Raw genomic sequence first — 26560 nt, 5'->3', positions numbered from 1 at the left:
GACATTCGCGCTTAAGGCCAGAGAACAATGACGCAGCACAACCTGATTCCCGAGAGCAAATTACCGGCGCTCGGCACCACCATTTTTACCCAAATGAGCGCTCTGGCGCAGCAGCATAATGCAATTAACCTTTCCCAGGGCTTTCCCGATTTTGACGGGCCGGCGTATTTGCAGGCGCGGCTGGCGCATCATGTCAGCCAGGGGGCGAACCAGTATGCGCCCATGACCGGTGCGCTGGCGTTGCGTGAAGCCATCGCTGCCAAAACCACTGAGCTGTATGGCTATACGCCGGACGTGAACAGCGACATTACCGTCACTGCCGGGGCGACAGAAGCGCTCTATGCAGCGATTACCGCGCTGGTGCGTCCGGGTGATGAGGTAATCTGCTTTGATCCCAGCTACGACAGCTATGCTCCCGCCGTTGAGCTGTCGGGCGGCGTGCTGAAGCGTATTGCGCTGCAGCCGCCCACCTTCCGCGTTGACTGGACAGCTTTTCGTGCGCTGCTGTCGGAAAAAACGCGGCTGGTGATCCTCAATACGCCGCATAACCCTTCCGCCACCGTCTGGCGCAAAAGCGATTATGACCAGCTCTGGCAGGCGATCGCTGATCAGGAAATCTATGTGCTGAGCGATGAGGTATATGAGCACATCTGCTTTGCCGCCGAAGGCCATGCCAGCGTACTGGCGCATGCTGCCCTGCGTGAGCGCGCCGTGGCGGTCTCCTCCTTTGGCAAGACCTTCCATATGACCGGCTGGAAAGTGGGATACTGCGTGGCACCTGCCGCCATCAGCGCGGAACTGCGCAAGGTGCATCAGTACCTGACCTTTTCCGTTAACACCCCGGCCCAGCTGGCGCTGGCGGATATGCTGCGCGCGCAACCTGAACACTACCGCGAGCTACCTGACTTTTACCGGGCACGACGCGATCGTCTGGTCGGAAAACTGGCGAACAGCCGCTTTGAAGTGCTGCCCTGCGAAGGCACCTATTTCCTGCTGGTGGACTACAGCGCCATCTCTGACCTGGACGATGTCAGCTTTTGCCAGTGGTTAACCAAAGAGGTCGGCGTGGCGGCGATTCCGCTGTCGGTATTCTGTGCCGATCCTTTCCCGCATAAACTGATTCGTCTCTGCTTCGCCAAACAGGAAGCGACGCTGGACACTGCTGCGGAGCGCTTATGTCAACTTTAAACATCACCGTTCTACAGGAAACCCTGGCGTGGATGGATGGCGAAGCCAACCTGCGCCACTTTGATCCGTTGCTGAACGGGCTACGCGGCCGCGATCTGATTCTGCTGCCGGAGATGTTTACCACCGGCTTTGCCATGGAGGCGGCAAAAAGCTCGCTGCCGCAGGAGCAGGTGGTAGCGTGGCTCCACGGACACGCGCGTGCCTGCGATGCCCTGATCGGCGGCAGCGCCGCCATTCAGACGGAGAAAGGCGCGGTAAACCGCTTCCTGCTGGTCGAGCCGGATGGCACGCTGCATCAGTATGATAAGCGCCACCTGTTCCGCATGGCGGATGAGCATCATCACTATCTGCCCGGTGAGCAGCGTACGGTGTTCAACTGGCGCGGCTGGCGCATTCTGCCGCAGATCTGCTACGACCTGCGCTTCCCTGTGTTTGCCCGCAACCGCAACGATTACGATCTGGCGCTCTATGTCGCTAACTGGCCCGCACCGCGTGCGCAGCACTGGCAGGCGTTGCTGATGGCACGCGCTATCGAAAACCAGGCTTATGTAGCGGGCTGCAACCGTGTCGGCGAAGATGGCAATCATCACCAGTACAGCGGCAACAGCCAGATTATCAGCCCGCTGGGCGAGATTCTGAGCGAAGCGGAGCCCTTCCGTCAGGCGCAGCTGGATGCAGAGCTTTCTCTGGAGACGCTGAACGCTTACCGGGACAGATTCCCGGCCTGGCGTGATGCGGATGATTTTTCCCTGTAAATCCGCGCGACGTTAACCTGCCACGCCAGTGCGCTCAGGCGGACTGGCTGTTTTTCTCCGACAGCTACTGCCGGGCAAGCTGACAGATCGCCTGCAGATACGCCTGAATCCCTTTTGCCACGTCCGCTTCCAGCACCGACTCTGCCGGATGGTGACTGATGCCGCGATGACAGCGCACAAACAGCATTCCCACCGGCCAGCGCTCAGCAATGGCAATGGCGTCGTGACCAGCGCCACTCGCCAGCGCCAGCGTGCTCCCCTGAACCTCCGCCACTGCCGTGCCCAGCGCCTGTTGCAGTGCGGCGTCGCAGGCGGTAGCCGCGATACGGTAATATTCGTCGGCCTGAAAGCGCAGCCCGCGGCGCAACGCGATTGCTTCTGCCTGCGTCAGCAGGGTGGTGAGCAAGCGTTCCAGCGCCTCATCTTCAGGCCCACGCACGTCCAGACTCAGATGCGCTTCGCCCGGAATAACATTGACCGCATCGGGCGCACAGCGCAGCGTGCCTACCGTCGCTACCAGCTGCGGGCCATGCTCGCGTGTCGTCTGCTCAATAAACACCATCCACTCGGCAGCGGCGGCCAGCGCATCTTTACGGTGTGACATGGGAACGGTGCCCGCGTGCCCCGCTTCGCCAAGGAAACAGCAGTTCAGGCGACGCGCGCCGTTAATGGCGGTGACGACGCCGAGCGCCAGATCCTCCTGCTCCAGGCAAGGCCCCTGCTCAATATGCAGCTCCAGATAGGCGACAATATCGCTCACCTGACGCGCGGCAGCGGCGATGTTCTCCGCATCCAGCCCCACATCCGCCATTGCCTGCGCCACGGTAATGCCGTTGCCATCAGGATGGCTGATCCAGCTCTGCGGCCAGCTGCCGGTAATGCCGCGGCTGCCGAGCAGGGTAATGCCGAAGCGCGTGCCCTCTTCATCGCCAAAGCCGACAATCTCAATCGCCAGCGGCAGTCGCAGATTGCGCTGCTGCAGCCACTGCACGGTTTCAATCGCCGTCAGTACCCCCAGCATGCCGTCGTAGCGGCCAGCGTTGCGCACGGTATCGAGATGCGAACCAAGCAGCAGCGCGGGCGCGTGCGGCTCCTGTCCTTCATAACGACCGCAAATATTCCCTACCGCATCCTGCCAGACCTTCATACCCGCCGCGCGCATCCACTCGCCTACCCGGCTGTTGGCGCGCATCTGTTCGGGAGAGAGATAAACCCGCGTCAGCCCGTCCGGGGTTTCACTGATCTCCGCCAGCGCATCGCAGCGCGCCATCACGCGCGCCGCCGCAGCCTGTGCCTCGTCGGGCGTCATCAGACCACTACTCATGCAGGGCTCCCGCTGGCATAGTGATCCCAGGCCGCCTGCAGCGCCGCCCCCTGAGTGGTGCGGAAACCGAGATGGTTCAGTACCGCCTCCAGCGCAGCCAGGGTTTGCAGCACGCAATCTTTGCGCGCGTTATAGCCCATGGTGCCGATGCGCCACACTTTGCCATGCAGCGGTCCGAAGGAGGTGCCGATCTCAATGCCAAAATCATCCAGCATCAGCTTGCGAACCTGATCGCCGTTAACACCCTGCGGAATCACCACGCCGAGTACGTTATTCATCTTGTGTTTCAGGTTGCCAAAGGTCTCCAGTCCCATCCCCTGAATACCTTTCAGCAGCGCATCGCCATGCAACTTGTGGCGGGCGATGGTGTTATCCAGCCCCTCCTGCAATAGCAGACGGGCGCATTCGCGCGCGCCAAACAGCGCCGTGGTCGCTTCGGTATGGTGATTAAGACGCTCGGGTCCCCAGTAATCCATGATCATGCCGAGATCAAAATAGTTGGAGTAGATCATCTCGTCGTCACCATCCTGATGTTCGGCGGTGCGGATCCCCTCCTCCACGCATTTGCGCTGACGGATCACTTCTGCCATCTGCGGGCTCAGGGTGATCGGCGCGGTGCCGGAGGGGCCGCCCAGGCATTTCTGCATACCGGCGGAGACCGCATCCAGTCCCCAGGCGTCCGTTTCCAGCGCATTGCCGCCCAGCGAGGCAGTGGCGTCGGTGTAGAACAGCACGCCATATTTTTTACAGATCGCCCCCAGCTCCGCCAGCGGCTGCAGCATGGTAGTAGAGGTGTCGCCCTGTACCGTTAGCAGCAGACGCGGCTGCACTTTTTTAATCGCATCTTCAATCTGATCCGGTGTAAACACCTCACCCCAGGGCACCTCAATGGTATGTACTTCGGCGCGGCAGCGACGGGCAATTTCACACAGCAGATGACCAAAGCGGCCAAACACCGGTACCAGCACTTTGTCGCCCGGACGAATGGCCGAAACGAGGATCGCTTCAATCCCGGCGCGCGAGGTGCCGTCAATCAGCATGGTCCAGCGGTTTTCGCTGCGAAACACCGCGCGGTAGAGCGCCATCACTTCGTTCATATAATGCGTCATCGCCGGATCGTACTGACCGATCAGCTGGCTCGACATGGCGCGCAGCACGCGCGGATCGGCATTGATCGGTCCCGGCCCCATCAGCAGGCGCTGCGGTGGATTGATTTGTGGGTAGTGTGTGATATCCATCATCGATTCCTTCTTTTCTCTCTCAGAGACGAACGCTGGAGATAAACTGTTTCAGCTCGGCGGTTTGCGGACTGGCAAACAGTGTTTTGCTGTCGCCCTGCTCCCAGACGCGGCCCTGATGCATAAAAACCAACCGATCCCCGACGTCGCGGGCAAAATTCATTTCGTGCGTCACCAGGATCAGCGTCATGCCTTCCGCCGCCAGCTGCTCCAGCACTTTCAGCACCTCACCCACCAGTTCAGGATCGAGCGCCGAGGTGATTTCGTCGCAGAGTAACACTTTCGGCGACATCGCCAGCGCGCGGGCAATGGCGACCCGCTGCTGCTGGCCACCAGAGAGGCTGGAAGGGTAATAATCCAGGCGATCGCCCAGTCCTACTTTTTCCAGCATCCGGGTGGCCAGCGCCCGGCATTCCGCTTCGCTTTTCTTCAGCACCCGGCGCGGCGCCAACATCACGTTCTCCAGCGCGGTCATATGGGGGAACAGGTTGAAGCTCTGAAACACCATCCCCACGGAACGGCTGATTTCACGCGCCTGCGATTCCTGATCGGTAATCGTCATGCCGCCAAGCTTGATGCTGCCATCCTGATAGCCTTCCAGCCCGTTGATACAGCGCAACAGGGTGCTTTTGCCTGAGCCGCTGCGCCCGATAATCGAGATCACCTCGCCCATTTCGATATCGAGATCGACACCTTTCAGGACGTGGTTTGTGCCGTAATATTTCTGGACCTGATTAATGGTGATGAGCGGCATGGAATTTTTTCTCCAGATACTGGCTGTAACGGGACAGCGGGTAACACATCAGGAAGTAACCGAGTGCCACCAGAGCGAACACTTTAAACGGCTGATAAGTCACGTTATTGAGAATGGTGCCCGCTTTGGTCAGTTCGATAAAACCGATAATGGACGCCAGCGCGGTGCCTTTAATAACCTGCACGGCAAAACCCACGGTGGGCGCAATGGCGATGCGGATCGCCTGCGGCGCAATCACGCGGCAGAGTGTCTGACCAAAGTTGAGGCCAAGACAGCGGGACGCTTCCCACTGCCCTTTCGGCAGCGCCTGGATGCTGCCGTACCAGATGTCGAGCAGAAAAGCGCTGGTGTACAGCGTCAGTGCCAGCGAGGCGGCGGTCCAGGGGGCAACGTCAATGCCAAACAGACCGACGCCGAAAAAGGCCAGAAACAGCTGCATCAGCAGCGGCGTTCCCTGAAACAGCTCGGTATAGGCGCGAATCAGACGCAGCAGCCACTTTCTGCGCAACAGGCGCAGCCAGAGCAGCGGCAGCGTCACCAGGGTGCCGCCGAAAAAAGCCACCAGCGACAACAGCAGGGTCCAGCGCGCCGCCAGCAGCAGGTTGCGCAGAATGTCCCAGTCGGTAAAGGTTGTCATGATGTCTGTACTCCCAACCATTTACGTCCAATCGCCAGCAGCAGCTGACGCATGGCGATCGATAACATCAGATAGATCAGTGTGGTCACCAGATAGACTTCAAAACTCAAAAAGGTGCGCGACTGGATCAGGTTGGCGGCAAAGGTCAGCTCTTCATAAGAGACCTGCGACACCACCGAAGAGCCGAGCATCACGATAATGCACTGGCTGACCAGCGCCGGATAGATGCGTTGCAGCGACGGCGGCAACACCACGCGCAGAAAGGTCTGAGTGCGGGTTAAGCCCAGCACGCGCCCCGCTTCCCACTGCCCTTTCGGCGTCACCTGAATACCGGCGCGAATAATCTCGGTGCTGTAGGCGCCCAGGTTAATCAGCATCGCCAGCAGCGCCGCTTCCCCCGCCGTCAGCTTCAGCCCGAGCGCAGGCAGACCAAACACGATAAAAAAGAGCTGGACCACAAAAGGCGTATTGCGGATCAACTCCACGTAGCAGCCCCACAGGCGGCTGGCCCAGCCCGGTTTACCGCTGCGCAGCGCCGCGCCGAGAATCCCCAGACTGACGCCACCCAGAGTGGCGAGCAGCGTCAGCTGAATGGTGATCCCCAGGCCTGCCAGCAGTTCCGGCCAGTAAGACCAGAGTGCGGGAAAGTTAAGTTGATCGATCATGGACGATCCTTATACGCCCAGGCTGGCGGGCAGCGGCGCTTTCAGCCACTCCTGCGAGAGTTTTTCCAGCGTGCCGTCTTTGATCGCCTGCTCCACCAGCGTATCCACTTTCTCTTTCAGCGCCGGTTCGTTTTTCTTCAGGCCGATAAAGCAGGGAGAATCTTTCAGCATAAACTGGGCCACCGGCGCTTTTTGCGGGTTCTGACGGGAGATGGCCGCAATCACCAGGTTGCCGGTCGCCACGTACTCCACCTGACCAGAGAGGTAAGCAGAGAGCGTGGTGTTGTTATCCTCGTAGCGTTTCACCTGCGCATCTTTCGGGGCCACTTCGCTTAGCACCATATCTTCTACCGCCCCACGGGTGACGCCGACCGATTTACCGCTCAGCGCAGCAGCATCGCTCAGCGTGACCTTCTGTGGGCCAAACACGCCAAGGAAGAAAGGTGCATAGGCGCGGCTGAAGTCGATGACTTTCTCACGTTCGGCGTTTTTCCCCATGCTGGAGATCACCAGGTCCACTTTGTCTGTTTGCAGGTAGGGGACGCGGTTGGCGCTGGTCACCGGCACCAGCTGCAACTTAAGTTTCATCTCTCTGGCAAGGTACTTCGCCATATCGATGTCATAGCCCTGCGGCTGCAGATCGGTGCCCACCGAGCCAAAGGGCGGGAAATCCTGCGGTACTGCTACGCGCAAAACACCGCGTTTCTGAATATCCTGCAGCTGATCCGCCAGCGCGCTGCCGGTCTGCGCCACCATTAACGCTGCGCCCATAACGGCCATCATTATCTTTTTCATCATTCACCCCGGTAAGTTAAGCTGAAACAAAAGGTTCCTGATGAATCATTTTGCAACTAATGTGCCAACTCCAGGGGCAGGACAAAAGAAGCGTAAGATCCCTTATTTAATGGGCGGTGATGCCAGAAAGGAGAAGATCGGGCACGCGATGCACGCTGACCCAAAACAAGGCAAAGCACCAAAAAGGTGCCCCTTAGCGGTGTTCCAGCTCATCCAGCTGCTGGTAGAGCGCGGCGATCTGGTGGATACGCTGCCGTCCCTGCGTCAACATTTCATGTAACAGCGCATTCGCCAGCAGGTTGACCAGACTCATGGCTGCTGAATAGCTGTCAAATGCGGATACGCTGTCGAGCGGCGCACTCAGCTGCCAGCGCGCCAGTGCCATCACGCTCTGCGCCTGTGGTTCGCACAGCACCAGCAGCGGGATCTGCTGGCTCTGCAATTGTTGCATCAGCGGGCGGATAAGGCGCGGACGGCGGCGGAAGGCGACCATCACCACCATATCGTCCGGCGTCACATCCACCAGCTCCTCCGCCAGCGTCTGCCCCGGCTGCGGCAAAATCTGTACCTGCTGCCGCGCCTGCATCAGCTGCTGACGCAGGTGCAGCGCCACCGGATAAGCGTTACGCATCCCGATAATAAAAATGCGTTTTGCCTGCGTCAGCGCCTGAATCACCTCGCCGAACTGCTGCGCATCCAGCGCGTTGACCCACTGCGTCAGATTCGCCATCTCCTGCTTGTAGTGACGCGCCAGCAGCGTATTGCCCTGCACCGCATCGCGGTTGTCCGTGAGCGGCATACCGCTCTGACGCAGGGTGCGCAGCTCGGCGCGCATATCTTTATATTTCTCATAGCCGAGCCGCTTAAACAGACGGCTGACAGTCGCCTTGGAGACGCCGCTGAGGCGCGCCAGCTCCGCGCTGTTATAGCTGATGAGATCGTCAAAATGATCAAACACAAAGTCCGCCACACGCTGTTCCTGCGGGGAGAGACGGGCGTAATGGCTTCTGAGCCGTTCGTCGATCTGTTCCATTGTTGTTCCTGTAACTTTTGTTTCATCTGAGTGATTGCCACTGAAGCTAGCATAAATTGATCCAGGTTGACGTCATTGCCCGCGCGCAGCAGAAAAAAGTGGAACAGCTCTTGCTTAGCTCTGTTACCCCTCACTGGAACGAGCGAATAATGATACAGAGCAATCTGGCCCCGTTGGGCATGGCGGTGACGCCTCATCATCTGGCGAGCGAAAGCGCGCTGGCAGTACTGCGCGAAGGTGGCAACGCGCTGGAGGCAATGGTGGCCGCAGCGGCTACCATTGCGGTGGTCTATCCCCATATGAACGGACTGGGCGGCGACGGCTTCTGGCTGGTGCTGCCGCCACAGGGTGAGCCCATCGCGATTGATGCCAGCGGCGCGGCGGGCTCGCTGGCCCATCGCGATTTTTATCGCGGCGAAACACGCATTCCTCATCGCGGACCGCGGGCGGCGCTGACCGTGGCAGGCACCGTCAGTGGCTGGTCTGAAGCGCTCCAGCTGTCACGGGAGCTGGGCAGCAAGTCACTGCCGCTGACCCGACTGCTGCGCGATGCTATCCGCTATGCCGCTGACGGTATCCCGGTGACCGCCTCTCAGGCGGCGGCCACCGCCGCAAAACAGCATGAACTGCGCGATCAGCCCGGTTTTGCCGCCACCTTTATGCCGGATGGCGAGGTGCCGCGTCCCGGCAGCCGTTTTACCCAGCCCGCGCTGGCCAATACCCTGACTCAGTTAACAGAACAGGGACTGGAGAGTTTCTACCGCGGCGAACTGGCGGTTAAGCTGGCGCAGGGAATGTCGGCGCTGGGGATGCCGATCACCCTGCAGGATCTGCAGCAACAGCGCGCGCGCCGCTGCACGCCGTTGCATCTGGCGCATAGCGAAGGCGATATCTATAACATGACGCCGCCCACCCAGGGCCTGGTGTCGCTGGCGATCCTCGGCATCACGGACAGGCTCGATATGGCCAGGGCCGATGAAGTGCAGACTCTGCATCGCATTGTCGAAGCGACCAAGAGAGCCTTCGCGCTACGCGATCAGCACATCACCGATCCGCGCCATATTGAGACAGATTTGCAGGCGCTGCTGACGTCCGATTATCTCGCCACGCTCGCCAGCCAGATTGATGATCAATGTGCCGCCCCCTGGGGCACCGGACGCGGACCCGGCGATACGGTCTGGATGGGCGTGATGGACAGCAGCGGGCTGTCGGTTTCCTTTATTCAGAGTATTTATCACGAGTTTGGCAGTGGCGTGGTGCTGCCCGACAGCGGTATCGTCTGGCAAAACCGTGGCGCGGCCTTTAGTCTCCAGCCGGATCATTTACTGGCGCTGGCCCCGGGCAAGCAACCCTTCCATACGCTGAACCCGGCGGCGGCGCGCCTGAAAGATGGCCGCACCCTGGTGTACGGCTCAATGGGCGGCGACGGCCAACCGCAGACCCAGGCGGCGATCTTTACCCGTCACGTGATCCAGGGCCTGCCTTTACAGCAGGCGGTTAGCGCTCCGCGCTGGCTGCTGGGGCGCACCTGGGGTCAGGCCTCCGATTCGCTGAAGCTGGAGGGGCGCTTTGCTCCCGAAACCTTTGAGCGTCTGCGTCAGCTTGGTCATGAGGTGGAGCGCCTGGAGGATTACAGCGAGGCGGTGGGACATGCCGGCGCCATCGTGCGCCACAGTAACGGCATGCTGGAGGGCGCGTTCGATCCGCGCAGCAACGGCAGCGCCGCCGGTTTTTAAGGAGAATAATGATGACACAACAGAGTGACTGGAGCGCTTATCTGGCGCAAATGGAGCAAGTGCTGGGCACCAAACTGGATGAGGCGCGGCGAGCCGAACTGCTGACGCAGTTTACCCGCATCGCCGCACTGGCCGCGCCGCTGATGGATTTTCCGCTGGACGAGCGGCTGGAAGTGGCCGGGGTGTATCAGCCATGAATTTCTCAGAGATGACGATCGCCCGCCTGCAGCAGGCGCTGGTCAATGGCGAAGTGAGTGCCCGCGAACTGGCAGAGCAGAGTTTGCAGTCTATCGGGCAGCATAATCCGGCGCTGAATGCCTGGACCCAGGTGACTGCGCAACGAATGCGCGAGGAAGCGGATCGGCTGGACGCCCGACGTCAGCGCGGCGAAGCCTTACCGGCGCTGGCGGGCATTCCCTATGCGGTGAAGAACCTGTTTGACGTGGCGGGACATAGCACCCTGGCGGGCGCACGCCTGTTCAGCGAACGGCCTGTCGCGCAACAGGACGCCTGGGCGGTGGCGCGGCTGAGTCGCGCCGGGGCCTTGCTGTCGGGCATGGTCAATATGGACGCTTACGCTTACGGTTTTACCACGGAGAACAGCCACTACGGTGCTACCCGTAACCCACACGATATGACCCGGGTGGCGGGCGGCTCTTCCGGCGGATCCGCCGCTGCCGTGGCGGCTGGTCTGGTGCACTTCTCGCTCGGCACCGATACCAACGGCTCGATTCGCGTGCCCGCCGCGCTGTGTGGGGTGTTTGGCCTGAAGCCGACCTTTGGGCGTCTGTCACGCAGCGGCAGCCATCCCTTTGTCGCCAGTCTGGATCATATCGGCCCTTTTGCCCGTTGCAGCGAGGATCTGGCGCTGGTGTATGACGTTTTGCAGGGCCGTGACCCTCAGGATGCTTTCCAGGCCGAACGGTCAGTGGAACCGGTGCTGCCTGAGCTGGTGCGTGGCATGGAAGGACTCCGCTGCGGTGTGCTGGGCGGCTATTTCACCACCTGGTGTGATGATCATGCGCGCACGGCGCTGACACGTGCGGCCAAAGCGCTGGCCGCAGAAGATGAAGTGACGCTGCCGGATGCGGAGCTGGCGCGCTCAGCCGCCTTTATCCTCAGCGCCTCAGAGGGAGGCAACCAGTATCTGCCCGCGCTGCGTCAGTCACCTGAATTATTCGAGCCGCAATCGCGGGAACGGCTGCTGGCTGGCGCCATGATCCCCTCCGCCTGGTATATTCAGGCGCAGCGCTTCCGCCGCTATTTCCGTCAGCAGGTGCAGGCGCTGTTCAGCGAGTTTGATGTGCTGATTGCCCCCGCGACACCCTGCAGCGCGACCCGCATCGGCGAGACGACAATGCGCATTAACGGCCAGGATCTGCCGCCGCGCGCCAGTATGGGTATGCTGACACAGCCTATCTCATTCGCCGGACTGCCGGTCTGCACCGTGCCCCTCGCAGGAGCGAATGGCTTGCCCCTCGGCCTGCAGCTGATTGCCGCCCCGTTCAGAGAAGATCGGGCATTGCGTGCCGCCTGGGCACTGGAACAGCAGGGGATCACCCTGCCACAAATTCACTTACGGAATCGCTGAGATGAGACCTGAAGAGATTAATCTGCCCGCCGTGGTTGCCGAGGTGACCGCCGCTTTTCAGCGCTATGAGCAGGCGCTGATCACCAATGATATTGCTGAGCTGGACGCCTTATTCTGGCATGACGATCGCACCGTGCGTCTCGGCGCCGGGGAGAATCTGTACGGCATTGAGGCGATCCGCGCCTTTCGTGCAGCCCGCCCCGCTGCCGGGCTGAATCGCCAGCTGCGTAACACGGTGATTACCACCTTTGGCGAAGAGTATGCCGTCTGCAGCACGGAGTTCAGTCGCGAAGGCAGCGCGCATACCGGCCGTCAGCAGCAAACCTGGGTCAAAATGCCGCAGGGCTGGTGCATTGTCGCCGCACAGGTCAGCCTGATGACCTGAGTCTTGCCTGTCAGCGTGCCCTGCCCGCCACTCACTGACGGACAGGGCCCTTTACTCAGGCTTCCGGCGCGGGATGTGTCTTCAGCCAGTGCTCAGCAATCTGCTGGCGCGTACAGATCCAGACATTGTCATACTGCTGGATATAATCGAGAAAACGCTGCAACGCCCGGAAACGACCCGGTCGTCCCAGCAGGCGACAGTGCATCCCCACAGACATCATTTTCGGCGCCGTTTCCCCCTCTTCATACAACACATCAAAGCTGTCACGCAGATAGGTATAAAACTGTTCAGCAGTGTTGAAACCTTGCGGCGTGGCGAAGCGCATATCATTGCACTCCAGGGTATAGGGAATAATCAGGTGCGGCTTAACCGTGCCATCCTGGCAGGTGACCTGGGTCCAGAAGGGCAGATCGTCGCCATAGTAGTCGCTGTCGTAAAGAAATCCGCCCTGCTCCACCACCAGGCGGCGGGTGTTTGGGCTGTCGCGTCCGGTGTACCAGCCGGTCGGCGCTTTGCCAAACAGATCCATCAGCACATCAACCGCCTGCTGCATATGCTGGCGTTCAGTTTTCGCATCGATGCCCTGATAATGGATCCAGCGCCAGCCGTGGCTGACCACATCGTAACGCGCCTCTTTGATCGCCTGAACGATCTCAGGATGGCGGGCCAGCGCCATGGCGACGCCAAAGATGGTCAGCGGCAAGCCGCGTTTCTGAAACTCATGATGGATGCGCCAGAAGCCCGCGCGCGAGCCATATTCATACAGGGAATCCATCGACATATGGCGATCGCTGTAGCTGGCCGCGCCAATGATATCGGAAAGAAACTGCTCAGAACCCGCGTCGCCATGCAGGACGTTATTTTCCGCGCCCTCTTCATAGTTGAGCACAAACTGCACGGCGATACGTGCATTGCCAGGCCAGGCGGCGTGGGGCGGCCTGGCACCATAACCGACCATGTCACGCGGGTAGTTCTTGTTAAAGCTGTACTCTTTTTTTCCGCTACTTTCACTCATTGTTCAGTTTCCTGTGGTCGGTGCCATCATTATTCCGTTAGTTTAGGTGCTGAAAGGCACCTGTGAGCGTTTTTTGCAGAGGGTAAGCTAAATCACCATGCTTGCTGGTGCCAAAGCCCAGCGCCACCAGCGACTCCACCATCTTCACCGCCGCGCTGACGCCATCAATCACCGGCAGCCCCAGCTCCCGCGTCAGCTCCTGCGCCAGCGTCGCCATCCCGCCGCAGCCCAGTACAATCGCGCCGCTGCCATCCTCACGCTTCGCCTGCAGACAGCGCGCCCGCACTTTTTCCTGCGCCAGCCCGCTGCCATCCTCCAGCGCCAGCACCGGCAAATCAATAGCATGCAGCGCCGCACAGTGATGGCTGAAGCCATATTGCTGCAGCAGATGGCGGGCAATAATCAGGGTGCGCGGCAAGGTGGTGACAATGGAAAAGCGCGTCGCCACCAGCGTGGCGGTATGCATCGCCGCTTCAGCAATGCCGATCACCGGTCCGCTGGCGATTTCCCGCGCCGCCAGCAGGCCCGGATCGCCGAAACAGGCGATGACATGACCGCTGACGCCCTGCTCCCGTCCCAGCCTGACCTGTTCGAGCACGCCGATGGCCGCTATCGCCTCATCAAAATGCCCTTCAATCGACGCGACCCCCTGGGTGGGCGACACCGCCAGAATTTCGGTGCCGGGCGCCGCGACGGCGCGTGCCGCCCGGCCAATGGTTTCCGTCATCGCCAGGCTGGTATTGGGATTGATCACCTGAATCAGGCTCATAAGGTCACTCCTGTAGGGGCAAATATGCGGGCAAAATCAGGCAGGACCTCGCCGCTGCGTTCAAAGTGCAGGCTGGCGAGAATATGATCGAAATGCTGCTGCAACTGCTGCGCAAGCGGCTGCAGCGCCTTTTTCCGCAGCAGCAGCACCAGCCGATCGTGATCGTCACACCGGCAGCCCCGCTGCCAGGGCGCGCCGTAAGCGGCAATCACCAGTGATGAGCGTTGGGTCAGGCGCGTCACCATCTCGGTTAACACCTGGTTGCCGGAAATCGCCTGCAGCTGAATATGAAAGTTGGCAGAAAGACGGATGGCCGCCGCGCCATCATGCTGCTGATGCGCCTGCTGCTCCTGACCAATAAGCGCCTCCAGCGCCACCAGATGCGGGGGCTGCAGATGAGCCAGCACCGCAGGCAGATTTGCTACTTCCAGCAGCGCTCTCGTCTGAAAGATCTCTTTCGCCTCTCCGACGCCCGGCATAGTGACCTGTGCACCGCGTTTGGGCGTCAGGGTGATCATTTGCACTGCCGCAAGGCGTTGCAGCACCTTGCGTATCCCGGTACGGCTGACGCCAAAGACCCGGGAAAGCGCTTCTTCAGGGAGTTTACTGCCTGGCGGCAGCTGGTGTTCCACTATGGCGCTCAGCAGCGCCCGATAGATTGGTTCGTCTTTATCATTCAGGTCTGAGGCCGTTCGCTGGCCCGCTTCACTCTTCATTTACCCGCTCCGCTTACTTAGTGCGCCCCTGCCTTATCGTATACGTGAGAAATTATTTTTGTATACAATAATTCAATTCTGGCCTGAATCCTGCAACTCCCCTTTCAAGCAGTCACTCATCGTTATTTATTGAGAGGAGCAGGTTTCATGCCAAATCATTCAAACGTGACCCGCGCGTCGGCCGCTGAAGCCCACGCACACTACAGCCCTCGTCTCTGTAATGAAGATCTGGCGCCGACACGTCAGCAGAGCTGGAGCTGGTACAACATCTTTTCTTTCTGGATGTCGGATGTACACAGCATGGGCGGCTACGTCGTCGCGGCCAGCTTTTTTACCCTCGGCCTGGCGAGCTGGCAGGTGCTGCTTTGTCTGCTGGCGGGTATCTGTATCGTGCAGATCTGCGCTAACCTGGTAGCGAAACCAAGCCAGATCACCGGCGTGCCTTACGCAGTGATCTGCCGTCAGGCGTTTGGCGTCTTTGGCGCCAATATCCCGGCGGTGATCCGCGGGCTGATCGCCTTTGCCTGGTATGGCATTCAGACTTACCTCGCTGCCAATGCCCTGATGTTGGTAATGCTGAAGTTTTACCCCTCCCTGGCACCGCTGACCCAGAGCAGCTGGCTCGGTCTGTCGCTGCTCGGCTGGATCTGTTTCGGCATTATGTGGTTCCTGCAGGCGCTGGTGTTCTGGCACGGTATGAACGCTATTAAACGCTTTATTGATGTGGCCGGACCGGCAGTATACGTGGTGATGCTGGCGCTGGCCGGGTGGATTGTATACAAGACCGGTTTTGACGGTATCTCCTTTACCCTTGCCAGCAAGTCGCTTACCACGGGTGAACAGGCCTGGCAGATGATCACCGCCACAGCGCTGCTGGTCTCCTACTTCTCTGGCCCGCTGCTCAATTTCGGGGACTTCTCGCGCTATGGTAAAAGCATGGGCGAGATCCGACGTGGCAATCGCTGGGGACTGCCGTTTAATTTCCTGCTGTTCTCTCTCGTGACGGTGGTGATTGTCTCCGGTTCGCAGTCGTTGTTTGGCCGTCTGATCACCGACCCGATTGAAACCGTCAGCCTGGTGGGCAACGATCTGGCCGTGGCGCTGGGCCTGCTGACCATGATTACCGCCACCATCGGCATCAATATTGTCGCTAACTTTGTGTCACCAGCGTTCGACTTTTCTAACTGCTCGCCGCAAAAAATCAGCTTCCGTACCGGCGGTATGATCGCTGCCGTCGGCTCGGTGCTGCTGACGCCGTGGAACCTGTTCCAGTCACCGGAGCTGATTCACTACACGCTGGATGTGCTGGGTGCCTTTATCGGACCGCTGTTCGGTATTCTGCTGGCCGACTTTTATCTGATTAAGCGCGGGCAGGTGTTTGTGGATGATCTGTTTGATGCCACGCCTCGAGGTCGTTACTGGTATCGCAACGGTTTTAACCCGAAAGCGATTGGCGCGCTGATCCCCTCGGTGGGCCTTGGACTGGCAATTAGCTTTACCCCTGCTCTGCATGAGCTGGCTAACTTCAGCTGGTTTATTGGCGTCGCCCTCGGCGCGGGCAGCTACCGCTGGCTGGCGCGCGCCGATCGGACCAGTGTTGCGACACTCAGCTATCCGGCCAGCGTTGCAGTACAGAAAGAGTAAGGTGTTATGCCGCACGCCTGCGCGCGTGCGGCTGTTTTTCCTGCCCTTGCGTCCGACAGGCATCACAAATTGCGCACATAATTTCCCTGTCGATTGAACATCATGACGCAATCTCTTATACCTGCTGTTGCTATCTATCTCCCCCTTTCTCCCCAAAGGAGCTCCCGGATGTCAGCAATCAGTAAGGTGCGTCTCAATCGCCTGTTTAATCAGGGAAAGTGTCTGGATGTGGCGATCGATCACGGCATCGCCAATGAACCCGATTTTCTTATCGGTCTGGAAGATATTACGCGCGTGATGCAGAACCTGATTGTCGCCCGTCCCGATGCGATTCAGGTCAACTATGGTCAGGCCGATCTGCTGCAACAGCACCAGGGCGACAAACCGGCATTAGTGATGCGTACCGATGTAGGTAACGCCTATAACCAGGCGCGTCATCGCGAAATGTGGGCGGTACTGCATAATCCTGAGGAGCCGATCCTGGCGGCACTGCAGATGGATGCGGCTGCCGTGGTGGTGAATCTCTATCTTATCCCCGACGAACCGACCATTTTTCGCATGTGCATTGAGAACATCGGTCGTCTGCGTCACGCCTGTGAACGCTATGGCATGCCGCTGATGGTTGAACCGCTGGTGATGGCCCCCGCCGGGCAAGGTGCCGCCTATGGCTCGCTGGGGGACGTGGAAAAAATCGTGCCGCTGGTGCGTCTGGCTCGGGAGCTGGGTGCCGATATCATCAAGGCTGATCCCACCGATAACCCGGAAGATTTTCATCGGGTGGTGGAAGCGGCCCGCTGCCCTACGCTGGTGCGCGGGGGCGGCAAAGGCGAAATTAGCGCGGTGCTGAATAAAAGCGCGGCACTGATGGCGCAGGGCGCTTCCGGCATGGTTTACGGGCGCAACGTCTATCAGCATGACAATCCCGCTCAGGTCGTGAAGGCCCTGATGGCAATTATTCATCAGGGCGTCAGCGGCGAAGAGGCGCTGGCCATTTATCAGCAAAACGCCTGAGCCCTGCCCACCAGTTTCTGAAACGCAAAAAGCGAAAAGGCCGATTCATTGCTGAATCGGCCTTTCGGAATAAGTTGGCGGTGCGGACGGGACTCGAACCCGCGACCCCCGGCGTGACAGGCCGGTATTCTAACCGACTGAACTACCGCACCGCGCTGTGTTCCCCGTCGGGAACGAGGCGCATATTAATGGGAGCGCGATCGCCCGTCAATGCTTTTCCTGCACAGCCCTTCCGTTTGCTGCTTTTTTCGCCTTCACGTTGATTTAACGCGCAAAAACAGTCTGTTCAGGCGCGCCAGAGGCAGCTGCCTCCTTTTTTCATCACCAGATCCAGACGCGACTCATGCGCCATCAGCTCTTCATCGCTCGCCTGCACTACGCGCAGCGCGGAAACCGGACGGGTAATGCGCTGGATAGTTTCGCCTGTCGCCTGCTGAGCCTGTTCGCTTTCACTGGCAAACGACAGCGAGGTCTGGCCACCGGTCATGGCCAGGAAGACTTCCGCCAGAATTTCGGCATCGAGTAATGCGCCGTGCAGCGTACGCTTACTGTTGTCGATTTCATAACGCGCACAGAGCGCATCCAGGTTGTTACGCTTGCCGGGGAACATCTTACGCGCCATTAACAGGCTGTCGGTGATCTGGCAAAAGGTTTCGGTTTTACCAATACCGCGATTCAGCATGCCAAATTCATAGTCCATAAAGCCGATATCGAACGAGGCGTTATGGATCACCAGCTCAGCACCGCGGATGTAGTCAAGAAACTCATCGGCAATGTCGCTAAACAACGGTTTATCAGCCAGAAACTCATCGGCGATACCGTGTACGCCAAAGGCTTCCGGATCCACCAGCCGGTCCGGCTTCAGATAGATATGGAAATTATTGCCGGTCAGGCGGCGGTTAATCACTTCTACTGCACCGATTTCGATGATGCGATGTCCTTCATAATGGACACCAATCATGTTCATGCCGGTGGTTTCGGTATCGAGAACGATCTGGCGGTTATTTGCAGTGCTCATAAGGCTCGTTTATGTCAGACTTGGCGTTTTTTCAGAAGGAAGTCTACCAGAGATGCGTAAACAGGTAGAAATTTTCACCGATGGATCCTGCCTCGGCAATCCCGGCCCTGGCGGCTACGGCGCTATTCTACGCTACCGTGGCCATGAAAAGCAGTTCAGCGCAGGCTATCGCCTCACTACCAATAATCGCATGGAGCTGATGGCCGCTATCGTGGCGCTGGAAGCCCTGACGCAGCCGTGTGATGTTACCCTCAGCACCGACAGCCAGTATGTACGCCAGGGTATCACCAGCTGGATCCATAACTGGAAGAAACGCGGCTGGAAAACAGCGGACAAGAAGCCGGTAAAAAATGTCGACCTCTGGCAGCGTCTCGATCTGGCACTCAGCCACCATCAGATCCAGTGGGAGTGGGTAAAAGGCCATGCCGGCCACGCCGAAAATGAGCGCTGCGATGAACTGGCGCGCAGTGCCGCCAGCCATCCTGCCTTTGATGATATCGGCTATCAGCCCGAATCCTGATCCTTCATATCACGAAACTGACGCGTGGCGTTGACGACCGGTCGCAGCTGCGCTTTGCTCAGCGCCTTGCGCGCGCGCGTCATGGTCAGGGGGAAAGTCCGCTTGCGGGCGACCACAATATTCAGACAGCCGAGCGCAGGAAGATGGGCGCTGATAATCTTTCCGCCCTGACGGTGCCAGGGAACTACCTGAAAGCGCGTACGGAAGACCACTTCGTAATTCAGCAGGTGCAGCCAGTCCAGCAGACGCACCTGACTGAACATCCGACTGTTCCATGGCGCTTTGCGGTGTAATCCGGGAATGCCCTTGCTGATGCCCAGCAGGCTGAAAGGATTGAAGCCGCTGATGATCATCCAGCCATCATCAATCAGCACCCGATCCACCTCACGCAAGATGCGATGGGGATCCTGGCTCCAGGCCAGGGTGTGCGCCAGCAGACAGGCATCCACGGACTTGGCTTCAAACGGCAGCTGGACGGGATTTGCCACCACCTGCATCAACTCGCCTTCCGGCCCCACATTGACCTGATGGGAAATCGCACAGTTTTCCGTATTGATTTCTGCGCTGAGATTGCCAATTTTAAGCATGTGAAAGCCATACAGCTTCCCGAGGTAAGGCTGGAGCTGCTGCGTTAAGGCGTCGCGAAAGTACTCACCCCACGGCATATCGCGCCAGGAGAGCGGCGCGGTCAGAATTTGGCGTGTCTTAGCTGGCTTCATGCTTTACCATCGTCCTTTTCCTACGGCCTGCGAGAGGTGTCTATGAATCTTACCAGTATTCCTGCCCTTCAGGATAATTACATCTGGACTCTGAATAACGAACAGGGCGACTGCATTATCGTTGACCCCGGTGAAGCGCAAGCGGTACTTGAAAAGGTGTATGCCAACAGCTGGCACCCCGTCGCGATCCTGCTCACACATCATCATCAGGATCATGTCGGCGGCGTAAAAAAACTTTGCGAAAGCTTTCCTGGTCTTGTGGTCTATGGCCCTGCGGAGACACAAGATAAGGGGGCTACCCGGATCGTCAGCGAAGGGGACATTATCAATATTTTGGACTGCGAATTTAGTGTGATTTTTACCCCGGGACACACTTTAGGACATGTCTCATATTACAGTTCGCCTTACCTTTTTTGTGGCGATACCATGTTCTCTGGCGGCTGTGGTCGACTTTTTGAAGGTACGCCAGAACAAATGTATCAGTCTTTTCAGAAGATTAATCAGCTGCCCGATGAGACGTTAATTTGCTGTGCGCATGAGTACACATTATCTAACCTGAAGTTTGCGGCGGCGGTCCTGCCTCATGACGCGCGAATTACAGCTAGTTATCAGCAAATTAAGGACTTACGCGCTGAAAATGGCATTACTCTGCCGACAAAACTGGCCCATGAAAGAGAAATAAATTTATTTCTCCGTACGCAAGATCCTGATTTACAAAAGGCTCTTGGCGTCAATATTCTTCCAGATCAGGTATGGCAAACTTTTGCACTTCTACGCGAGAAGAAAGACCATTTTTGATCTTTTAGGTTGTGTTGTGTCAGTACGTCACGTATCATTGCTCGTCTTTTAAGCAAACTATTGACACACACATGAAGGCTAAAGCGATCTTACTCGCCTCGGTCTTGCTGGTGGGATGTCAGGCATCAAGGAATGACGCCCCTCTTCCCGAACAGCATGCACAGAGCCTGTCTTCAGCTGGTCAAAGTGAAAATGACAAGTTCAGAGACCGATTGTTATCGCCGCGCTGGCAGGATGATGGAACAAGCCTCGCAGAAGATACCGATCTCTGGAAATTCATTAGTGACGAGTTGAAGATGGGGATTCCGGAAAACAGCCGGATTCGCGAACAAAAAAGAAAATATTTAAAAAATAAGAGCTATCTCCACGATGTAACATTACGGGCAGAGCCGTACATGTACTGGATAGTCGAGCAGATACAGAAACGTAAGATGCCGATGGAACTGGTACTGCTACCCATAGTGGAGAGCGCTTTTGACCCCCATGCCACGTCGTCCGCCAATGCCGCAGGCATCTGGCAGATCGTGTCAAGTACGGGGCGTAATTATGGTTTAAAGCAAAACCAATGGTACGATGGCCGCCGCGATGTGGTCGCCTCGACGAAGGTTGCGCTGGATATGATGCAGCGTCTTAACAAGATGTTTGACGGTGACTGGTTGTTGACCATCGCTGCCTATAACAGCGGTGAAGGACGCGTATTAAAAGCGATAAAACAGAACAAGGCGCGCGGAAAGCCGACCGACTTCTGGAACCTGTCGCTGCCACGCGAAACCACGCTCTATGTACCGAAAATGTTGGCCTTGAGCGAAATTCTCAAGAACAACAAGCGTTACGGTATCAGGCTGCCGACACCAAACGAAAGCCGTGCGCTGGCACGAGTGGAAGTGGGTCAGCAGATGGAGTTGACGCAGGCTGCTGAAATGGCCGGTATGTCGTTAAACAAGCTGAAAAGCTTTAATACGGGCTATAAACGCGGCACCACGGCACCGAACGGACCGCACTATATTTTAGTGCCGAAGTCACATGTTGCGAAGCTGCGTAACTCACTGGCTTCCGGTGACATCGCTGCCGTACAGCCGACACGGCTGGCTAAAAACAGCACGTCTGCCAGCTACAAGGTGCGTCAGGGGGATACGCTGTCCGGTATCGCCAGTAAGCTGGGCGTCAGCGTCAGCACGCTGAAGCAGCGTAACAACCTGCAAAGTGCCAGTATCAAACCCGGTCAGATTTTGAGTCTGGGTGAGGAAGGCAGTCAGCTGGCCGATAATGGCAACAGCATCACCTATCGGGTACGTAAAGGTGATTCTCTTTCCAGTATCGCGCGACGCCACGGTGTGAATATCAAGGACGTGATGCGCTGGAATACGGTGCTGAATACGTCCAAAGATATACAGCCAGGCGATAAGCTCACGCTGTACGTGAAGAATAGCGCAACGCCAGATACCTAATCGTTCAAAAAGGCTGATTTTTATCAGCCTTTTCTTTTTTTACGCTCCTGTTTTTCTCTCCGCTACGTCTGCTGAGCTCATAGCTATATTGCCAGCCCCCTGCTGCCCTGCTGCAGACGATCCCGGAAGCAATGGAGACTGAACGCACCAGTGCATATTAAAACAGCCTGAGAGCCACGCTAAAAGACGATACGGGCTTATCTGTATCGGCACAGGGTATAAACGCAATTCGCGCAACTGCGCCGCATTCAGAGAGTTGAAGCCGTACTCAACATCATGGCTCAAACTCAACCAGCAGAGGATTATGATCGGAAGCGCGGGTAACCAGTACCGACGCTTCGCTGACTTTCATTGCGCGGTAAAAAACAAAATCGAGTGGACGGCCAAAGGCTTTACGGCGGTGGTCGTCAGTAAATTTTACCTCTTCCAGCGTCATCGCCTCAGCAAAACGATAAAGTGCATTGATACGCTGGCGGCTCCAGGCATTGAAATCGCCCGCCATAATTACCGGGCCGCGATGATGAAGAATTTGCTCGCCAATCGGTCCCAGCTGCTTGCTATAGACATCAATGCCAAGACTGAAGTTCACGGCGTGGACATTGACTACCATCAGCATCTCACCGGTCGGAAGAGGATAGGCGGTTACCAGCGCAGATTTTGCCAGACGCAGCAGCGGCTCTCGCTCACGTAGCGGGCAACAGTAGATAGGATGGGCAGAAGCCAGCGTCATCACCCCCGACGGGTGCTGCGGCAGAACAAAAGCGGGGACCTGGTCGGCAGCCAGATAGTTGCTGGTAGCGAACTGAATCAGCTCAGGCGTGGTTTGCGCCTCCTGCAGCAGTACCAGATGAGCATCTTTGCCAAATCCCTGCAGTACAGACATCCAGTCTGCGCGTTGTTGCTTAAAGATGTTCCATACCAGAACTTTTAATGTTGACTGTGCGGGCAGAGGCTCACCGGGTGGTAGCGCTTGTCCGAGATGCAGCATCGCACCAGGAGGAAATATCCTTTCTACCGGCTGTCCCGCCACATACCGCATTGCATAGGTTTTTTTCCGCACTTTCCCGCCTGAAACTGGTTGCTGATAAGATACAAAGCTTGCTGTCAGTTATAGGGATTTTAGTACGCTGTTTCAATCGATGTTGTTGATTGTAAAAATCCGTCCTGGAGCTTATTCGTTACGCAATGGGCCTGTTTGGCTGATGTGACTGCCGGTGATCAGCTAAGCGGAATAGTAACGGTAAGGGTGAGGTGTCTCTGCTCGTCCGGGCAGAAGAGGTAAGAAAAGCACAAGTAAAAATCCGCCTTCATAGAAGGCGGCTTTGATTGCACCCCATAGGGGTGTACCAAAAACCTTAAAAAGCAGTCTCTGCCTGTTCCGTAAGATTCAAATCCAGAGACGATAAGGCAGAGCCAAAACGTATTGATGACCACGCCCGCAGGACGTGGTTTTAAGCTGGCAATGAAAAAGCCCTGACATTGCTGTCAGGGCTTATCATATAGAGTGGCGGTGCGGACGGGACTCGAACCCGCGACCCCCGGCGTGACAGGCCGGTATTCTAACCGACTGAACTACCGCACCACCGAATACTGCATTACCAGCGGGGTCTCGCTGATAACCGGTGTTACCTTTTCAGGTAATAACCAAATTGGATGCCTGGCAGTTCCCTACTCTCGCATGGGGAGACCCCACACTACCATCGGCGCTACGGCGTTTCACTTCTGAGTTCGGCATGGGTTCAGGTGGGACCACCGCGCTCTGGCCGCCAGGCAAATTCTGTTGTCGCGCCGCCCGCAGGCCGCACAACGTATCCGGGTAACAAACTGAAAATCGCGTCTCTCACCAAAACGCCTCTGGCGTTGTAAGGTTAAGCCTCACGGGTCATTAGTACCGGTCAGCTCAATGCATCGCTGCACTTACACATCCGGCCTATCAACGTCGTCGTCTTCAACGTCCCTTCAGGACCCTTAAAGGGTCAGGGAGAACTCATCTCGGGGCAAGTTTCGTGCTTAGATGCTTTCAGCACTTATCTCTTCCGCACTTAGCTACCGGGCAATGCCACTGGCGTGACAACCCGGACACCAGCGGTGCGTCCACTCCGGTCCTCTCGTACTAGGAGCAGCCCCCCTCAGTTCTCCAGCGCCCACGGCAGATAGGGACCGAACTGTCTCACGACGTTCTAAACCCAGCTCGCGTACCACTTTAAATGGCGAACAGCCATACCCTTGGGACCTACTTCAGCCCCAGGATGTGATGAGCCGACATCGAGGTGCCAAACACCGCCGTCGATATGAACTCTTGGGCGGTATCAGCCTGTTATCCCCGGAGTACCTTTTATCCGTTGAGCGATGGCCCTTCCATACAGAACCACCGGATCACTAAGACCTGCTTTCGCACCTGCTCGCGCCGTCACGCTCGCAGTCAAGCGGGCTTATGCCTTTGCACTAACCTCACGATGTCCGACCGTGATTAGCCCACCTTCGTGCTCCTCCGTTACGCTTTGGGAGGAGACCGCCCCAGTCAAACTACCCACCAGACACTGTCCCCACGCCGGATCACGGCGCCAGGTTAGAACATCAAACATTAAAGGGTGGTATTTCAAGGATGGCTCCACGCAGACTGGCGTCCGCGCTTCAAAGCCTCCCACCTATCCTGCACATCAAGGCTCAATGTTCAGTGTCAAGCTGTAGTAAAGGTTCACGGGGTCTTTCCGTCTTGCCGCGGGTACACTGCATCTTCACAGCGAGTTCAATTTCACTGAGTCCCGGGTGGAGACAGCCTGGCCATCATTACGCCATTCGTGCAGGTCGGAACTTACCCGACAAGGAATTTCGCTACCTTAGGACCGTTATAGTTACGGCCGCCGTTTACCGGGGCTTCGATCAGGAGCTTCGCCTTGCGGCTGACCCCATCAATTAACCTTCCGGCACCGGGCAGGCGTCACACCGTATACGTCCACTTTCGTGTTTGCACAGTGCTGTGTTTTTAATAAACAGTTGCAGCCAGCTGGTATCTTCGACTGGCTTCGGCTCCGGGAGCAAGTCCCCTCACCTACATGCCAGCGTGCCTTCTCCCGAAGTTACGGCACCATTTTGCCTAGTTCCTTCACCCGGGTTCTCTCAAGCGCCTTGGTATTCTCTACCTGACCACCTGTGTCGGTTTGGGGTACGATTTCGTGTTACCTGGAGCTTAGAGGCTTTTCCTGGAAGCAGGGTATCAGTTACTTCAGCACCGTAGTGCCTCGTCATCACGCCTCAGCCTTGATTTTCCGGATTTGCCTGGAAAACCAGCCTACACGCTTAAACCGGGACAACCGTCGCCCGGCTAACCTGACCTTCTCCGTCCCCCCTTCGCAGTAACACCAAGTACAGGAATATTAACCTGTTTCCCATCGACTACGCCTTTCGGCCTCGCCTTAGGGGTCGACTCACCCTGCCCCGATTAACGTTGGACAGGAACCCTTGGTCTTCCGGCGAGCGGGCTTTTCACCCGCTTTATCGTTACTTATGTCAGCATTCGCACTTCTGATACCTCCAGCATGCCTCACAGCACACCTTCAGCGGCTTACAGAACGCTCCCCTACCCAGCAACACACAGTGTCACTGCCGCAGCTTCGGTGCATGGTTTAGCCCCGTTACATCTTCCGCGCAGGCCGACTCGACCAGTGAGCTATTACGCTTTCTTTAAATGATGGCTGCTTCTAAGCCAACATCCTGGCTGTCTGGGCCTTCCCACATCGTTTCCCACTTAACCATGACTTTGGGACCTTAGCTGGCGGTCTGGGTTGTTTCCCTCTTCACGACGGACGTTAGCACCCGCCGTGTGTCTCCCGTGATAACATTCTCCGGTATTCGCAGTTTGCATCGGGTTGGTAAGCCGGGATGGCCCCCTAGCCGAAACAGTGCTCTACCCCCGGAGATGAATTCACGAGGCGCTACCTAAATAGCTTTCGGGGAGAACCAGCTATCTCCCGGTTTGATTGGCCTTTCACCCCCAGCCACAGGTCATCCGCTAATTTTTCAACATTAGTCGGTTCGGTCCTCCAGTTAGTGTTACCCAACCTTCAACCTGCCCATGGCTAGATCACCGGGTTTCGGGTCTATACCCTGCAACTTAACGCCCGGTTAAGACTCGGTTTCCCTGCGGCTCCCCTATACGGTTAACCTTGCTACAGAATATAAGTCGCTGACCCATTATACAAAAGGTACGCAGTCACCCCATAAAGAGGCTCCCACTGCTTGTACGTACACGGTTTCAGGTTCTGTTTCACTCCCCTCGCCGGGGTTCTTTTCGCCTTTCCCTCACGGTACTGGTTCACTATCGGTCAGTCAGGAGTATTTAGCCTTGGAGGATGGTCCCCCCATCTTCAGACAGGATATCACGTGTCCCGCCCTACTCATCGAGCTCACAGCATCTGTGCCTTCGTGTACGGGACTGTCACCCTGTACCGTGCGCCTTTCCAGACGCTTCCACTGACACACATGCTGATTCAGGCTCTGGGCTGCTCCCCGTTCGCTCGCCGCTACTGGGGGAATCTCGGTTGATTTCTTTTCCTCGGGGTACTTAGATGTTTCAGTTCCCCCGGTTCGCCTCGCAACACTATGTATTCATGTTGCGATGATGCACTGAGTGCACCGGGTTTCCCCATTCGGACATCGCCGGGTCAAAGGTTCATATCACCTCGCCGGCGCTTTTCGCAGATTAGCACGTCCTTCATCGCCTCTGACTGCCAGGGCATCCACCGTGTACGCTTGTTCGCTTAACCTCACAACCCACAGACGTTTCGCTGTCGCGACCCGT

Annotated in this window: 24 protein-coding genes, 2 tRNA genes and 2 rRNA genes; 11 read left to right on the top strand and 17 right to left on the bottom strand. The window is 57.5% G+C overall.

Features of this window, described 5'->3' with window-relative positions:
- Positions 1 to 27 precede the first annotated feature (27 nt).
- A complete protein-coding gene (locus E0E17_RS11060; protein WP_130834120.1) occupies positions 28 to 1188 on the top strand; it encodes a pyridoxal phosphate-dependent aminotransferase in 1161 nt (386 codons plus the stop codon).
- Positions 1176 to 1943, top strand: coding sequence for an amidohydrolase (locus tag E0E17_RS11055; protein ID WP_130834119.1), 768 nt, complete (start codon positions 1176 to 1178; stop codon positions 1941 to 1943). Before E0E17_RS11060 ends, E0E17_RS11055 begins: the two co-directional genes overlap by 13 nt.
- 64 nt (positions 1944 to 2007) lie before the next feature.
- On the opposite strand, the gene hpxK is transcribed toward E0E17_RS11055, so the two are convergent.
- The 7 genes from hpxK to hpxU form a co-directional block, all read right to left on the bottom strand.
- Positions 2008 to 3267, bottom strand: coding sequence for an allantoate amidohydrolase (gene hpxK / locus E0E17_RS11050; protein WP_130834118.1), 1260 nt, complete (start codon positions 3265 to 3267; stop codon positions 2008 to 2010).
- Positions 3264 to 4505: a pyridoxal-phosphate-dependent aminotransferase family protein gene (locus E0E17_RS11045; protein ID WP_130835522.1), complete on the bottom strand. Its 1242-nt coding sequence runs from the start codon at positions 4503 to 4505 to the stop codon at positions 3264 to 3266. The genes hpxK and E0E17_RS11045 overlap by 4 nt, the downstream gene beginning before the upstream one ends.
- A 22-nt stretch (positions 4506 to 4527) precedes the next feature.
- Entirely contained in the window at positions 4528 to 5259 is a 732-nt protein-coding gene (locus E0E17_RS11040; RefSeq protein WP_130834117.1) for an amino acid ABC transporter ATP-binding protein, read from the bottom strand.
- Positions 5240 to 5896: an amino acid ABC transporter permease gene (locus E0E17_RS11035; protein WP_130834116.1), complete on the bottom strand. Its 657-nt coding sequence runs from the start codon at positions 5894 to 5896 to the stop codon at positions 5240 to 5242. The genes E0E17_RS11040 and E0E17_RS11035 overlap by 20 nt, the downstream gene beginning before the upstream one ends.
- Complete coding sequence (locus E0E17_RS11030; protein ID WP_130834115.1) at positions 5893 to 6561, bottom strand: amino acid ABC transporter permease; 669 nt, start codon at positions 6559 to 6561, stop codon at positions 5893 to 5895. Before E0E17_RS11030 ends, E0E17_RS11035 begins: the two co-directional genes overlap by 4 nt.
- Positions 6562 to 6570: 9 nt before the next feature.
- Positions 6571 to 7356, bottom strand: a complete 786-nt coding sequence (locus E0E17_RS11025; RefSeq protein WP_130835521.1) for a transporter substrate-binding domain-containing protein — start codon at positions 7354 to 7356, stop codon at positions 6571 to 6573.
- Positions 7357 to 7549: 193 nt separating this feature from the next.
- On the bottom strand, positions 7550 to 8389 hold the full coding sequence (hpxU, locus tag E0E17_RS11020) for a MurR/RpiR family transcriptional regulator HpxU (protein ID WP_130834114.1): 840 nt from the start codon (positions 8387 to 8389) through the stop codon (positions 7550 to 7552).
- 149 nt (positions 8390 to 8538) lie between these two features.
- Here hpxU and E0E17_RS11015 point away from each other — a divergent pair, with 149 nt between their 5' ends.
- From E0E17_RS11015 to hpxZ, 4 genes are read left to right on the top strand one after another with little or no spacing between them, the layout of a single operon-like run.
- Complete coding sequence (locus E0E17_RS11015; RefSeq protein WP_130834113.1) at positions 8539 to 10125, top strand: gamma-glutamyltransferase family protein; 1587 nt, start codon at positions 8539 to 8541, stop codon at positions 10123 to 10125.
- Positions 10126 to 10133: 8 nt separating this feature from the next.
- Positions 10134 to 10322, top strand: coding sequence for an oxalurate catabolism protein HpxX (gene hpxX, locus E0E17_RS11010; RefSeq protein WP_130834112.1), 189 nt, complete (start codon positions 10134 to 10136; stop codon positions 10320 to 10322).
- Positions 10319 to 11716 carry an AtzE family amidohydrolase gene (locus E0E17_RS11005; RefSeq protein ID WP_130834111.1) on the top strand — a complete coding sequence of 466 codons (1398 nt, stop codon included), beginning with the start codon at positions 10319 to 10321 and terminating at the stop codon, positions 11714 to 11716. The genes hpxX and E0E17_RS11005 overlap by 4 nt, the downstream gene beginning before the upstream one ends.
- 1 nt (position 11717) lies before the next feature.
- Positions 11718 to 12101 carry an oxalurate catabolism protein HpxZ gene (hpxZ, locus tag E0E17_RS11000; RefSeq protein WP_130834110.1) on the top strand — a complete coding sequence of 128 codons (384 nt, stop codon included), beginning with the start codon at positions 11718 to 11720 and terminating at the stop codon, positions 12099 to 12101.
- A gap of 55 nt (positions 12102 to 12156) precedes the next feature.
- Here the strand turns inward: hpxZ and puuE are convergent, their stop codons facing one another.
- The 3 genes from puuE to E0E17_RS10985 are packed head-to-tail and all read right to left on the bottom strand — an operon-like array spanning position 12157 to position 14601.
- Positions 12157 to 13116 (bottom strand): allantoinase PuuE, encoded by a 960-nt coding sequence (gene puuE, locus E0E17_RS10995; RefSeq protein ID WP_130834109.1) that lies wholly within the window; start codon positions 13114 to 13116, stop codon positions 12157 to 12159.
- A gap of 37 nt (positions 13117 to 13153) precedes the next feature.
- On the bottom strand, positions 13154 to 13885 hold the full coding sequence (gene hpxA, locus E0E17_RS10990) for an allantoin racemase (protein WP_130834108.1): 732 nt from the start codon (positions 13883 to 13885) through the stop codon (positions 13154 to 13156).
- On the bottom strand, positions 13882 to 14601 hold the full coding sequence (locus tag E0E17_RS10985) for a GntR family transcriptional regulator (protein ID WP_130834107.1): 720 nt from the start codon (positions 14599 to 14601) through the stop codon (positions 13882 to 13884). Before E0E17_RS10985 ends, hpxA begins: the two co-directional genes overlap by 4 nt.
- Positions 14602 to 14748: 147 nt before the next feature.
- Between E0E17_RS10985 and E0E17_RS10980 the strand changes: the two genes are divergently transcribed.
- Positions 14749 to 16245 carry an NCS1 family nucleobase:cation symporter-1 gene (locus tag E0E17_RS10980; RefSeq protein ID WP_130834106.1) on the top strand — a complete coding sequence of 499 codons (1497 nt, stop codon included), beginning with the start codon at positions 14749 to 14751 and terminating at the stop codon, positions 16243 to 16245.
- A gap of 168 nt (positions 16246 to 16413) precedes the next feature.
- Positions 16414 to 17256 (top strand): class I fructose-bisphosphate aldolase, encoded by an 843-nt coding sequence (locus E0E17_RS10975; RefSeq protein ID WP_130834105.1) that lies wholly within the window; start codon positions 16414 to 16416, stop codon positions 17254 to 17256.
- A 75-nt stretch (positions 17257 to 17331) separates the two neighbouring features.
- Here the strand turns inward: E0E17_RS10975 and E0E17_RS10970 are convergent.
- Positions 17332 to 17408 (bottom strand) — tRNA-Asp (locus tag E0E17_RS10970).
- A 134-nt stretch (positions 17409 to 17542) separates the two neighbouring features.
- Positions 17543 to 18274 (bottom strand): DNA polymerase III subunit epsilon, encoded by a 732-nt coding sequence (dnaQ, locus tag E0E17_RS10965; RefSeq protein WP_130834104.1) that lies wholly within the window; start codon positions 18272 to 18274, stop codon positions 17543 to 17545.
- Between dnaQ and rnhA the strand changes: the two genes are divergently transcribed.
- Positions 18228 to 18794: a ribonuclease HI gene (gene rnhA / locus E0E17_RS10960; RefSeq protein ID WP_165446259.1), complete on the top strand. Its 567-nt coding sequence runs from the start codon at positions 18228 to 18230 to the stop codon at positions 18792 to 18794. The two genes, dnaQ and rnhA, sit on opposite strands and share 47 nt — an antisense overlap.
- Here the strand turns inward: rnhA and E0E17_RS10955 are convergent.
- Positions 18779 to 19513: a class I SAM-dependent methyltransferase gene (locus tag E0E17_RS10955; protein ID WP_130834102.1), complete on the bottom strand. Its 735-nt coding sequence runs from the start codon at positions 19511 to 19513 to the stop codon at positions 18779 to 18781. The genes rnhA and E0E17_RS10955 overlap by 16 nt on opposite strands.
- Positions 19514 to 19555: 42 nt before the next feature.
- Between E0E17_RS10955 and gloB the strand changes: the two genes are divergently transcribed.
- Complete coding sequence (gene gloB / locus E0E17_RS10950; protein WP_130834101.1) at positions 19556 to 20311, top strand: hydroxyacylglutathione hydrolase; 756 nt, start codon at positions 19556 to 19558, stop codon at positions 20309 to 20311.
- 71 nt (positions 20312 to 20382) lie between these two features.
- Positions 20383 to 21759 carry a murein transglycosylase D gene (gene mltD / locus E0E17_RS10945; RefSeq protein WP_130834100.1) on the top strand — a complete coding sequence of 459 codons (1377 nt, stop codon included), beginning with the start codon at positions 20383 to 20385 and terminating at the stop codon, positions 21757 to 21759.
- A 274-nt stretch (positions 21760 to 22033) separates the two neighbouring features.
- Here the strand turns inward: mltD and E0E17_RS10940 are convergent, their stop codons facing one another.
- The 4 genes from E0E17_RS10940 to E0E17_RS10925 form a co-directional block, all read right to left on the bottom strand.
- Positions 22034 to 22819, bottom strand: coding sequence for an endonuclease/exonuclease/phosphatase family protein (locus tag E0E17_RS10940; RefSeq protein WP_130834099.1), 786 nt, complete (start codon positions 22817 to 22819; stop codon positions 22034 to 22036).
- A 445-nt stretch (positions 22820 to 23264) separates the two neighbouring features.
- A tRNA-Asp gene (locus E0E17_RS10935) sits at positions 23265 to 23341 on the bottom strand.
- A 73-nt stretch (positions 23342 to 23414) separates the two neighbouring features.
- A 5S ribosomal RNA gene (gene rrf / locus E0E17_RS10930) occupies positions 23415 to 23530 on the bottom strand.
- Between the two features lie 93 nt (positions 23531 to 23623).
- Positions 23624 to 26525 (bottom strand): 23S ribosomal RNA (locus E0E17_RS10925).
- Positions 26526 to 26560: the final 35 nt, after the last annotated feature.

It is taken from the genome of [Erwinia] mediterraneensis, from assembly GCF_900604315.1.
Lineage (GTDB): Bacteria > Pseudomonadota > Gammaproteobacteria > Enterobacterales > Enterobacteriaceae > Pantoea > Pantoea mediterraneensis_A.
The sequence above is the reverse complement of the archived record's forward strand: the minus strand, read 5'-3'. Positions and strand labels throughout refer to the sequence as shown.